This is a genomic window from Aliivibrio thorii (assembly GCF_057368585.1).
The window spans coordinates 442,339-455,384 of the sequence record NZ_CM170654.1 but is presented as its reverse complement, the minus strand read 5'-3'; the positions used below and the strand labels follow the sequence as shown (position 1 = coordinate 455,384).

The following is a 13,046-nucleotide window of genomic DNA, read 5'->3' as shown; positions in this document are numbered from 1 at the left end:
ACCACATCAAACAACATACGACTTATGGCGCACTTTTAAACATTATAAAGTTGCACCAATACTTAAATATACTGATTCATGATTTTGTTCTGTGCGACCATAAGCGAAAATAATAGGGCCTATTGGTGAGTCTATTCCTGCAAAAATAGAGCCTGCTGTATACATAGGGGTATCACTAAAATGTTCATCATTCCAGACACTTCCTTGCTCAAGAGATCCACCTAAATATATAGGTGACTGGAATAATCCAAAATCATTGTCCATTAAACGATAACGATAAACTAAACTTGCAAATGCTAAATTCTCACCAGATAAACTATCTTTTGATATCCCTGATAAATGTAGAAAGCCCCCCAGAGATTTAGGCTCAAGAGGAATACCTCCATTTTTATTTTCTACAACACCATACTCACCGTGCACGACTAAAGTATGACGCTTTATTGTATAAGCAAATCGCCCATTAACGGTTAACTCTACAACTGAATCATCAATCGTATCGCTACTACTAATTTCGCCTAATGTATCTTCGCTATATAAATACTCAGTAAATAAATAAAAACCTTTAGTCGGAAAAGTAAAATTGTCCAACGTATCTAAACGATATTGTGCAAATATTCCTTGTCTCTCATAATCACTATTATAATCTGGAATAATATTTAAAACTAAATCACCCGTTGTATATCTCCCCCCGATCCTAAAATCACTCCAAAGCGCGGGTTGTATACCTAGAGATGCTTCAAATTCAAGTTCGTTATATTCAGTTGGTAGGTAGTTATCTATATTATCAAGAGTAGGAGTTGGCCTAAATTGAGTTTGAGTAACGCTATAAGTCCCTTTTAAAGAAGAAAACAATAATTGATTACTAAGAAAAGGTGTATATAGCTCTGCTTGCATCAACTTATCTGTACCTAATTCAAAATTTGTCCTTAACTCAGAACTGTTTTCAGATAAACCAATTATGTTAATATCTGTAAAATTGATAGAAAAACCAAGCGAGTATTTACTTTGATTATAAAAGTCATCTTCTAATGAAAAACGAAAATCTAAATAATTTGGTCCCCAACTTTTTTCATTTACATCAACAACGAGTTCTGTAGATCCATCATTGGTTGTCTGATAAAAATAATCAATTCTTTCAAACCTATCAATCGTATACAGCGCTCTAACTTTAGCTTCTAATTGTTCTGAAGTATAAGTTTTACCCTCATCTATTTGAAGATATTCAAATAACATACGTTCACTGTATGAGCTGTTATTATTTAACGTTACATGATCTATTTTAAGATTATCACCACGTTTTAACTGACTGGTTTTTTGTTCTTTTTCTTTTAAATAAGTTTGATATTCAGCAGTAGGTAATACCAATTTATCTAACTCTAAATGCTGCTCATAAGCGATATCATAACCTTTTCCATACGCAAAAGGCATCTTACTAAACTCTGCCGTTTCCATTTTCCCTACATTTGGAGAAAGAAGTATATCGTCATTAGTTAATAATTTTTCTTGCTCTTTTGTGCTATTTTTTACGATGTAATTTGTTAATTGGCCCATTACTGATAAATAACTTGAGATATCTTTTGCTTCTAAATAATCAGAACCAATATCTACTGCGATGATGATATCTGCTCCCATATCCCTAGCAACATCTACAGGCATATTATTTACACTTCCGCCATCAACGAGTAAACGCCCTTCGTATTCAACGGGGGGTAAAGCACCAGGTACTGACATACTTGCCATCATTGCCTCTGCCAAATTGCCTTTATCTAAAACTACGGGTTCTAATTTTTCAATATCAGTAGCGACTGCTCTAAATGGTATAGGAAGATCATCAAATGATTGTAAGTAAGATACATTCCCCGACGTTGTACGAAGAATCTTTGCCATGTTTTGGCCTTGAACAAGACCTTTCGGAGCCTTTAACTCTGTGAATGAAAAACCTATATCAGTACCTATTTGATAACGGTCTTCATACTCTTTATCTCTAATTTCTCTTTCACTTCTCTCTACTTTATCAACAAAACCACTATTCCAATCAACCGTATCGATAAACTCTTCTATTTCATCAGCACTCATTCCTGAAGCATATAAACCACCAATATAAGCTCCCATACTTGTGCCAGTAATATAATCAATAGGAATATGCATTTCTTCTAATGCTTTTAATACACCAATATGCGCAGCCCCTTTAGCTCCGCCCCCAGCAAGTACAAGACCAATTTTAGGGCGAGTTTCAGCAGTTAAGACTGTTGAATAAGATATACATAAAAAAATAGAAGAAAGTAGGAGAGGCTTGAAGCGCATAAGATCATCCTTGAAATATTGATATAAAAAGAATACAGGATGAGAGAGGAGATAAAAAGCTTAATCAACTGAACTGCCGCTTCATAGTGTCTATTTAGCATTCTTTTACTTTTATACAGGCGTAAAAAAGCCCTAATCTTTCGATTAGGGCTTTTTGGGTATAGTGGCGGAGTGGACGGGACTCGAACCCGCGACCCCCGGCGTGACAGGCCGGTATTCTAACCAACTGAACTACCACTCCGCAGTGTCTATTCAGCATAATGCTATTTTTGATTTTACTTTTATTAAAAAGTAAAAATAAATAGGAGCCTGGCGATGTCCTACTCTCACATGGGGAAACCCCACACTACCATCGGCGCTATTACGTTTCACTTCTGAGTTCGGCATGGGATCAGGTGGGTCCATAACGCTATGGTCGCCAAGCAAATTCTTTCTATCTACCTCAATAAGAGATAAATAATAATCTGGAAAGCTGTTTCTCTATATAAAGAGCTGTTCTTAATCACATTCAATCTGTTTCTTGTTACTTCAAATCCGTTCAAAACCCCTTGGGTGTTGTATGGTTAAGCCTCACGGGCAATTAGTACAGGTTAGCTCAATGCCTCGCAGCACTTACACACCCTGCCTATCTACGTCGTAGTCTCCAACAACCCTTTAGGATACGTAAAGTATCAGGGATGACTCATCTCAAGGCTCGCTTCACGCTTAGATGCTTTCAGCGTTTATCGATCCCGAACTTAGCTACCGGGCAATGCTACTGGCGTAACAACCCGAACACCAGAGGTTCGTCCACTCCGGTCCTCTCGTACTAGGAGCAGCCCCTTTCAATCATCCAACGCCCACGGCAGATAGGGACCGAACTGTCTCACGACGTTCTAAACCCAGCTCGCGTACCACTTTAAATGGCGAACAGCCATACCCTTGGGACCGACTTCAGCCCCAGGATGTGATGAGCCGACATCGAGGTGCCAAACACCGCCGTCGATATGAACTCTTGGGCGGTATCAGCCTGTTATCCCCGGAGTACCTTTTATCCGTTGAGCGATGGCCCTTCCATTCAGAACCACCGGATCACTATGACCTGCTTTCGCACCTGCTCGAATTGTCATTCTCGCAGTCAAGCGGGCTTATGCCATTGCACTAACCACACGATGTCCAACCGTGTTTAGCCCACCTTCGTGCTCCTCCGTTACTCTTTGGGAGGAGACCGCCCCAGTCAAACTACCCACCAGGCACTGTCCGCAACCCCGATAAGGGGCCAACGTTAGAACATCAAGCATACAAGGGTGGTATTTCAAGATTGCCTCCACCAATACTAGCGTACTGGTTTCAAAGGCTCCCACCTATCCTACACATGTAGGGTCAATGTTCAGTGCCAAGCTGTAGTAAAGGTTCACGGGGTCTTTCCGTCTAGCCGCGGGTACACTGCATCTTCACAGCGATTTCAATTTCACTGAGTCTCGGGTGGAGACAGCGTGGCCATCATTACGCCATTCGTGCAGGTCGGAACTTACCCGACAAGGAATTTCGCTACCTTAGGACCGTTATAGTTACGGCCGCCGTTTACTTGGGCTTCGATCAAGAGCTTCGACCGAAGTCTAACCCCATCAATTAACCTTCAAGCACCGGGCAGGCGTCACACCGTATACGTCATCTTACGATTTAGCACAGTGCTATGTTTTTAATAAACAGTTGCAGCCACCTGGTATCTGCGACTCCCGGCAGCTTAGAGAGCAAGTCTCATCACCGCTAGGAGCGTACCTTCTCCCGAAGTTACGGTACCATTTTGCCTAGTTCCTTCACCCGAGTTCTCTCAAGCGCCTTAGTATTCTCTACTCGACCACCTGTGTCGGTTTGGGGTACGATTTCTTATAATCTGAAGCTTAGAGGCTTTTCCTGGAAGCATGGCATCAATGGCTTCACTACCGTAGTAGCTCGACATCGTGTCTCAGCCTAACAAGAGTCCGGATTTACCTAAACTCTTAGCCTACGCACTTGAACTTGGACGACCGTCGCCAAGCCCACCTAGCCTTCTCCGTCCCCCCATCGCAATTATAGGAAGTACGGGAATATTAACCCGTTTCCCATCGACTACGCTTTTCAGCCTCGCCTTAGGGGTCGACTTACCCTGCCCCGATTAACGTTGGACAGGAACCCTTGGTCTTCCGGCGAGGGGGTTTTTCACCCCCTTTATCGTTACTCATGTCAGCATTCGCACTTCTGATACCTCCAGCATGCCTTACAGCACACCTTCGACGGCTTACAGAACGCTCCCCTACCCAACACAATAAATTGCATTGCCGCAGCTTCGGTGTATAGCTTAGCCCCGTTACATCTTCCGCGCAGGCCGACTCGACCAGTGAGCTATTACGCTTTCTTTAAATGATGGCTGCTTCTAAGCCAACATCCTGGCTGTCTGAGCCTTCCCACATCGTTTCCCACTTAGCTATAACTTTGGGACCTTAGCTGGCGGTCTGGGTTGTTTCCCTCTCCACGACGGACGTTAGCACCCGCCGTGTGTCTCCCGGATAGTACTTACTGGTATTCGGAGTTTGCAAAGGGTTGGTAAGTCGGGATGACCCCCTAGCCTTAACAGTGCTCTACCCCCAGTAGTATTCGTCCGAGGCTCTACCTAAATAGATTTCGGGGAGAACCAGCTATCTCCAAGTTTGATTGGCCTTTCACCCCTAGCCACAAGTCATCCGCTAATTTTTCAACATTAGTCGGTTCGGTCCTCCAGTTGATGTTACTCAACCTTCAACCTGCCCATGGCTAGATCACTTGGTTTCGGGTCTATATCCAGAGACTGAACGCCCAGTTAAGACTCGGTTTCCCTACGGCTCCCCTAAACGGTTAACCTTGCCACTGAATATAAGTCGCTGACCCATTATACAAAAGGTACGCAGTCACATAACAAGTATGCTCCTACTGCTTGTACGTACACGGTTTCAGGTTCTATTTCACTCCCCTCACAGGGGTTCTTTTCGCCTTTCCCTCACGGTACTGGTTCACTATCGGTCAGTCAGTAGTATTTAGCCTTGGAGGATGGTCCCCCCATATTCAGACAGGATATCACGTGTCCCGCCTTACTCGTTTTCACTGATGATGAGATGTCGGTTACAGGGCTATCACCTTGTATCGCGCCACTTTCCAGAGGCTTCACCTGTCTCATTAAAAGCTTAAGGGCTAACCCAATTTCGCTCGCCGCTACTTTCGGGATCTCGGTTGATTTCTCTTCCTCGGGGTACTTAGATGTTTCAGTTCTCCCGGTTTGCCTCGCTGCGCTATGTATTCACGCAGCGATACTAGCTTATGCTAGTGGGTTTCCCCATTCAGAAATCGTAGACTCGAATGGTTTTTACTACCTAATCTACGCTTATCGCAAGTTAATACGTCTTTCATCGCCTCTGACTGCCAAGGCATCCACCGTGTACGCTTAGTCACTTAACCATACAACCCCAAGAGGTTTCGTATGGACCGTTTGCTTTCACTTTTCAAAAGTGAAGACAAAACAGCAACCAAGGTTGAACTCGTCATTGCGAGTTCTGGTTTTTCGCCGGATTCAAAATACAAGAACACTTGAATGTGTTTTTAATTTGTTTATCTAAAGATAAACAAAAGATATTAAGAACTTTTAAATTTTGATTTAGACAACTCGTAAGTTATTTAAATCAGTCAGCTTTCCAAATTGTTAAAGAGCTTAAAGCAAAAAGCTTTAATCAATAATCGAAATCATTAATTAAAGCTCTGTCACTTCAACTTATTAAAACCTAATCAATCTGTGTGAACACTCATAAATCGCAATCTATCGTTTAAGGAGGTGATCCAGCCCCAGGTTCCCCTAGGGCTACCTTGTTACGACTTCACCCCAGTCATGAACCACAAAGTGGTGAGCGTCCTCCCGAAGGTTAAACTACCCACTTCTTTTGCAGCCCACTCCCATGGTGTGACGGGCGGTGTGTACAAGGCCCGGGAACGTATTCACCGTGACATTCTGATTCACGATTACTAGCGATTCCGACTTCACGGAGTCGAGTTGCAGACTCCGATCCGGACTACGACGCACTTTTTGGGATTCGCTCACTATCGCTAGCTTGCTGCCCTCTGTATGCGCCATTGTAGCACGTGTGTAGCCCTACTCGTAAGGGCCATGATGACTTGACGTCGTCCCCACCTTCCTCCGGTTTATCACCGGCAGTCTCCCTGGAGTTCCCACCATTACGTGCTGGCAAACAAGGATAAGGGTTGCGCTCGTTGCGGGACTTAACCCAACATTTCACAACACGAGCTGACGACAGCCATGCAGCACCTGTCTCAGAGCTCCCGAAGGCACTAAGCTATCTCTAGCGAATTCTCTGGATGTCAAGAGTAGGTAAGGTTCTTCGCGTTGCATCGAATTAAACCACATGCTCCACCGCTTGTGCGGGCCCCCGTCAATTCATTTGAGTTTTAATCTTGCGACCGTACTCCCCAGGCGGTCTACTTAACGCGTTAGCTCCGAAAGCCACGGCTCAAGGCCACAACCTCCAAGTAGACATCGTTTACGGCGTGGACTACCAGGGTATCTAATCCTGTTTGCTCCCCACGCTTTCGCATCTGAGTGTCAGTGCCTGTCCAGGGGGCCGCCTTCGCCACTGGTATTCCTTCAGATCTCTACGCATTTCACCGCTACACCTGAAATTCTACCCCCCTCTACAGCACTCTAGTTCACCAGTTTCAAATGCGGTTCCGAGGTTGAGCCCCGGGCTTTCACATCTGACTTAATGAACCACCTGCATGCGCTTTACGCCCAGTAATTCCGATTAACGCTCGCACCCTCCGTATTACCGCGGCTGCTGGCACGGAGTTAGCCGGTGCTTCTTCTGTCGCTAACGTCAAGATGTGCAGCTATTAACTACACACCCTTCCTCACGACTGAAAGTACTTTACAACCCGAAGGCCTTCTTCATACACGCGGCATGGCTGCATCAGGCTTTCGCCCATTGTGCAATATTCCCCACTGCTGCCTCCCGTAGGAGTCTGGACCGTGTCTCAGTTCCAGTGTGGCTGATCATCCTCTCAGACCAGCTAGAGATCGTCGCCTTGGTGAGCTCTTACCTCACCAACAAGCTAATCTCACCTGGGCTAATCTTAGCGCGAGAGGTCCGAAGATCCCCCTCTTTGGTCCGAAGACATTATGCGGTATTAGCTATCGTTTCCAATAGTTATCCCCCACACTAAGGCATATTCCCAGGCATTACTCACCCGTCCGCCGCTCGTCAGCGAATTAGTAAGCTAATTCCTGTTACCGCTCGACTTGCATGTGTTAGGCCTGCCGCCAGCGTTCAATCTGAGCCATGATCAAACTCTTCAATTAAAGTTTTTTTGGCTGCTCTGTCTTTTCTATAAAGAGAAGCAGAAACAAAACCAGCTCAATGATTAATACTGATTGTTACATAAAAGTAATTTTGTGTAGTCACTCAGTTCATTGATTATTTTGTTTATCATCACTTCGAAAAGTGAAAAAACTAGTGATTATCAATTCACAAGTGCCCACACAGATTAATAGGTTTCAAATTATTAAAGAGCTTTTCTTCTACTTTCAAAGCGTTTTCGCTTTTCTGTGAAGAGGACGGTCATTTTATCGATTTAAGTCTCAGTGTCAAGCACTTATTTAAAACTTAATTTCTAAACCATCTTACTAACTCTAGATTGCAACCCCCTTATGGGGTAGGCTCTCCATGTCAGTGGGCTCGCATTATAGAGAGTTCGAACACATTGGCAAGCTCTTTTATTAAATTAAAACTATTTTTCAATTCAAATGAGGAAAAAACCACCAAAATACGAAATTTCCGTATATATAACGTTCAAATAGTCTCAGTTTAAAACAAAAACAATTAAAACTAAGTATTTTATAAAGATATCTTTTATTTCTACAACCAACGGAAATCATGATTTAGATCTACACACCCCCCCCTTTTAGTGCTATATAAGCTCGATCTATCAAGAATCCCGAAATCATTCCTTAAAGTTATTTATCAGCCGATTTAGTAGTTTAAGGATAACCATTATATTTAGGACAAACGACATGAAGTTGAAAACACAATCATATGTTCTTGCTGCTATTATTTTATTTTCGCTGATAACAATGACTGCGACTGGCTTATGGACGCTACGAGTAGCGAGTACTATAGACAATAAAGCTCGAGTCACAGAAATCTTTCAAACAACTTATAATTTAATTACCACAATGGAAGAAATGGTAAGAGAAGGTAAGATTGAAGAAAATAAAGCAAAAAAACTCACCATAGCTATCTTACGTAATAATATTTATAAAGATAATGAATATGTTTACGTCGCTGATGATAATTTAATGTTCTTAGCCGCCCCTCTTGATCCTCAGCTTCATGGCACAAGCTTTCATGAATTTAGAGATAGTAAAGGCCAAAGTGTTGGACAAATCTTAGATGATGCCATTTCTAAAACTCCAAATGGTATCGCTGAATATACTTGGTCATTAAAAATGCCTGACGGCAGTATTGATAAAAAGCTATCTATTGCAGAAAAAACAAAAGACTGGAATTGGATCGTAGGTACAGGAATCGGTGAAACAGAAGTAAATGCTCGTTTTTGGTCTACCGCCCAATGGCAATTTGGATTAGCTTTTATTATTGCTAGTTTAATTTTTAGTATTCTGATGATATCTATGAAGCGCATGATCTCTTTATTAGGCGGAGAACCAAAGGATGTGCATGCTGCAATCCAAACTGTTGCGGCTGGAGAGATAGTTACTCAATTTGATACAAAAGCAACTGAAGGCAGTATTTATCACGCAGTACAAACGATGAATCTTTCATTAGCTGAATTAGTTCAACACTTAACTCAATCAATGTTAGCTTTAAAAGCAGAATTAGCAGATGTACATTCAAGATCAGGATCTGTAAGTCAATTAACGGAAAGCCAGCATCAATCAACCGAAATGATCGCCACCGCAATAACAGAAATGGCTTCCTCTGCAAATAATGTAGCAGAATCAGCACAGCAGACGGCAATGAATACGGATGAAGCAGATAAACAAAGTGTTCTTACTCAAACGTTAATTACTGCAACTGTCCACAATATAGAAGGACTAGCAGAACAACTAAACACTGCAAGTACAGCAGTAGCCGAATTAGATAGTGAAGTTAATAACATTGTTAAAGTGCTTGATGTTATTGGTGATATTGCAGAGCAAACTAACCTACTTGCTTTAAATGCAGCGATTGAAGCCGCTCGAGCAGGAGAACAAGGACGTGGTTTTGCAGTGGTAGCAGATGAAGTTCGCAACCTTGCAGGAAGAACCCAAGGCAGCACTAAAGAAATACAGCAAATGATATCTAACTTGCAAGAAGGTTCTCGTAACGCCATTTCAACAATGGAAATTTGTGCTGAAACAAGCAAAAGTACCGTATCAGAATCTCAAAATGCTTCTGATGCTCTACAACAAATCGTTACTGCTCTTGAATCTATATCAAGCATGAGTCATCAAATTGCAACGGCTTCTGAAGAGCAGCGGCATGTTAGTGAAGACATTACTCAACGAGTAAATATGATTGAAGAAAGTGGTCAGAAGTTAGCAAATGTTGTTGCTGAAAGTAAAGACAGTACTCATACATTAACGGAACTAGCTGATGACCTAGAGACCTGGCTAAATAAGTTTCGTGTCAAAAACTAGTTAACTGCTGAATAAATTATAAATGGCATGCCACTTTGGTGTGCCTTTTTTATATCGGAAGATACATCAATTAATATATGGCGTAATTTAAAACGAGTATATTTTACTATAACAAGAACGAAGAAAGCCTCGTCATTTCTGACGAGGCTTTAAATGTGGCTCCCTTTGCTGGACTTGAACCAGCGACATACGGATTAACAGTCCGGCGTTCTACCAACTGAACTAAAAGGGAACAGGTGTTACATCTCACTAGGAGAATTAATGGTGCCGACTACCGGAGTCGAACTGGTGACCTACTGATTACAAGTCAGTTGCTCTACCTACTGAGCTAAGTCGGCACACTAATTTTTTTATTGCTCGTGTTAATAAATCACTAAGCACCAACAATTTAATATGGTGCCCGGAGGCGGAATCGAACCACCGACACGAGGATTTTCAATCCTCTGCTCTACCGACTGAGCTATCCGGGCAACGAGGTGTATTAAACGGCTTTTACACCTTTAGGTCAACCTATAATTACAAATAAAAGTTCGTTTGATGAAAATACGTACTGAATGCTTGTTTTTATAACGTTTCATTAAACAAAACACTGATAGATAAGATCAAACATCACTTTCATTCGTAATTAGCATTATGGTATCAATCATAATTAGACGTTATTTATAGCCCAAAAACATCTGTTAACCAAGCCGCTGGGCTGTTTTTTCTATCACACTCTGCTTTATATTGACCACTTTTATCCCATATAGGTAACTTTACGCTTCCTCTGCAATTTGGTTCTAGCGTTTTATTTCTTTCCAAATCAAATCCAGCGGTTGTTACGTCATTAGGCCATGGCAATTGATATGCTTCTGGCGTTCGCAAATCAAGATAATCAGCATAAACTCTTAATGCACCACTTGAACCGGTTAATTTCATCGGTTTATTATCATCACGACCAAGCCAAGTAATAACAACTTCTCGTCCATCAATCCCAGCATACCAACTATCTCGAGAGTCATTACTCGTCCCAGTCTTGCCCGCCAAACCTGCCCAGCTGTATTTACTATTCAAAAACCTTGCTGTCCCTTCACTCACTGTTTTTTTCATACCATAAATAGTCAACCAAGTTGCCTGTTCAGGAGCGACACTAGAAGAGCGTGGGAAGTTTTCATATAGTAAGTTACCATCATTATCTACAACCGCCTTTAATGCTGTTAACTTTGCCTTCTTTCCTCCATTACCAAGAGTCTGATACATCTGAGCAACTTGATATGGCGATAAGTTAAGTGACCCTAACAGCATACTTGGTACTTGATTAATCTCTTGCGCATCTACACCTAATTTAACCAAGGTATCAGTCACCTTACTCAAACCAACCATCAAGCCTAAATTTACAGTGGGTACATTCAACGAGCGAGAGAGCGCGTAATATAAAGGAACTTGCCCTCTGAATTTACGATCAAAGTTTCGAGGGGTCCAAGTTGTCCCTTTACTCCCTTTTAATGAAATAGCCTTATCATCTAAAGTCGTAGCTAAAGAAAACTTATCTGGACTTTCTAGTGCAGACAAATAAATAGCAGGCTTCACTAAAGAGCCAATTGGACGCTTAGCATTAATCGCACGGTTGAACCCATCAAATCCAGTGCGACTTCCACCGATCATAGCTCTGATCTCTCCACTTTGACGATCAACGATCACCATAGCAGCTTCTAAGCCTTTACCCGCTCGTTTCTCTAATTGAGGGATCCTCTTCTCTACCGCTTGCTCTGCCTTTTGTTGAGATAAAGGATCAAGAGTAGTGAACACTCGTAAACCCACTCCTTTTTGATATGCAGCTCCTGCCTTCTCTTTCAATTCCCATTTGAGTTGTTGGAAATATGCTGGCTGTCTGGTCGCAATCGTTGCTCGTTTTTTTACATCTAAAGAACGACCCGCGGCCATCTCATATTGACGAGGGGATAAAATATCTTCTTGCATCATAAGACGTAATACTAAATCTCGGCGCTCTTTTACTCTTTCAGGAAAACGCATTGGATTGTAATAAGAAGGTCCCTTTACCATGCCAACTAACATAGCAAGTTGATCAATACGTAACTCTTCAATTGGACGTCCGAAATACACTTGAGCAGCCAACCCAAAACCATGAATAGCCTCTCCACCAGTTTGCCCTAGATACACTTCATTTAAATATGCTTCTAAAATACGGTCTTTGCTATAACGATAATCAAGTATTAAAGCAATATAGGCTTCGCGAACTTTACGCCATAAGGTTCGCTCTCTAGATAGAAATAAGTTTTTAGCTAATTGCTGAGTTAGAGTACTTCCACCTTGAACTGTTCTTCCTGCTTTTGCATTGACTAATGCAGCACGAGCAATTGCCAACGGTGATACACCATCATGCTGATAAAAATCTCTATCTTCTGTCGCTAATAACGCATCAACCATCACTTCAGGAAACTGTTCTCTTCGTAAGAATAAACGCTGTTGATCATCATCCGCATCTAACATTCCTAAAAATTGAGGCTCTATCTGTAAAAAACCCATTTGTTTTTTTGCAGTTCTATTCTCAATCTTTTGTAACTCGTCAGCATTAAAATACAACATGACATGACGATCTGGCTCAGGCCCTTGTTGAAACTCAAAAGGGCGGCGGATCAATTCAATTTTTGTTGATGATGATGAATACTCACCAGATCGTTGAGGTTGACTCACTTTTTGGTACTTTAATAAATCCAATTCTTTTTTAACTGACTGCAGGCTAATACTTTGTCCAGGAGATAATGTCAGAACACGGCTATAAACCACCGTCGGCAAGCTAAATAATTGTCCATCAAACCGCTTTTTAACCACGGTATCTAGGTAAATACCAGCGATAACGAGAATAGCTAGCAAAATTAAACCTAGCTTAAAGCACAGCACCAATAACCCTTTCCAAAATGAACGAGAGGATTGTACTTTCTTTTTAGTTGTCGTTTTCTTTTTGGTTGCCGCTTTCTTTTTTGTCGTCGCCTTTTTCGGCGCAGCCTTTACTGGTGTTTTTTTCTTTTCAGCCATGAGAGATCTTTTA

3 protein-coding genes, 4 tRNA genes and 3 rRNA genes are annotated in these 13,046 nt (G+C 42.0%); 1 reads left to right on the top strand and 9 read right to left on the bottom strand.

All coding sequences use genetic code 11. The annotated features are described in order from the left end of the window. Window positions 1-42 precede the first annotated feature (42 nt). From AC2IP4_RS02040 to AC2IP4_RS02020, 5 genes are all read right to left on the bottom strand, one after another. Complete coding sequence (locus AC2IP4_RS02040) at window positions 43-2,304, bottom strand: patatin-like phospholipase family protein (RefSeq protein WP_486306747.1); 2,262 nt, start codon at window positions 2,302-2,304, stop codon at window positions 43-45. Between the two features lie 164 nt (window positions 2,305-2,468). After that, a tRNA-Asp gene (locus tag AC2IP4_RS02035) sits at window positions 2,469-2,545 on the bottom strand. 66 nt (window positions 2,546-2,611) lie between these two features. Beyond that, window positions 2,612-2,727 (bottom strand): 5S ribosomal RNA (gene rrf / locus AC2IP4_RS02030). A 136-nt stretch (window positions 2,728-2,863) separates the two neighbouring features. Further along, window positions 2,864-5,754: ribosomal RNA gene (locus AC2IP4_RS02025) — 23S ribosomal RNA — on the bottom strand. 363 nt (window positions 5,755-6,117) lie between these two features. Then, window positions 6,118-7,660 (bottom strand): 16S ribosomal RNA (locus AC2IP4_RS02020). Together the 16S, 23S and 5S rRNA genes with 1 tRNA gene alongside form the textbook arrangement of a ribosomal RNA operon. Window positions 7,661-8,371: 711 nt before the next feature. Between AC2IP4_RS02020 and AC2IP4_RS02015 the strand changes: the two genes are divergently transcribed. Then, the gene (locus AC2IP4_RS02015; protein WP_375321201.1) at window positions 8,372-9,997 is read left to right on the top strand and encodes a methyl-accepting chemotaxis protein; all 1,626 of its coding nucleotides are present in this window, start codon (window positions 8,372-8,374) and stop codon (window positions 9,995-9,997) included. A gap of 156 nt (window positions 9,998-10,153) precedes the next feature. Here AC2IP4_RS02015 and AC2IP4_RS02010 read toward each other — a convergent pair. The 4 genes from AC2IP4_RS02010 to mrcB all read right to left on the bottom strand — a co-directional run bounded on the left by AC2IP4_RS02010 (window position 10,154) and on the right by mrcB (window position 13,033). After that, window positions 10,154-10,229: transfer RNA gene (locus AC2IP4_RS02010), tRNA-Asn, on the bottom strand. A gap of 30 nt (window positions 10,230-10,259) precedes the next feature. Beyond that, window positions 10,260-10,335, bottom strand: a tRNA-Thr gene (locus tag AC2IP4_RS02005). A 56-nt stretch (window positions 10,336-10,391) separates the two neighbouring features. Further along, window positions 10,392-10,467, bottom strand: a tRNA-Phe gene (locus tag AC2IP4_RS02000). Window positions 10,468-10,657: 190 nt separating this feature from the next. Then, window positions 10,658-13,033 (bottom strand): penicillin-binding protein 1B, encoded by a 2,376-nt coding sequence (mrcB, locus tag AC2IP4_RS01995; protein WP_486306748.1) that lies wholly within the window; start codon window positions 13,031-13,033, stop codon window positions 10,658-10,660. Window positions 13,034-13,046 lie beyond the last annotated feature (13 nt).

Excerpts from the sequence above, each read along its gene's own strand:
- AC2IP4_RS02040 (WP_486306747.1), bottom strand. The coding sequence starts at position 2,304 with ATGCGCTTCAAGCCTCTCCTACTTTCTTCTATTTTTTTATGTATATCT.
- mrcB (WP_486306748.1), bottom strand. The coding sequence starts at position 13,033 with ATGGCTGAAAAGAAAAAAACACCAGTAAAGGCTGCGCCGAAAAAGGCG.
- AC2IP4_RS02015 (WP_375321201.1), top strand. The coding sequence starts at position 8,372 with ATGAAGTTGAAAACACAATCATATGTTCTTGCTGCTATTATTTTATTT.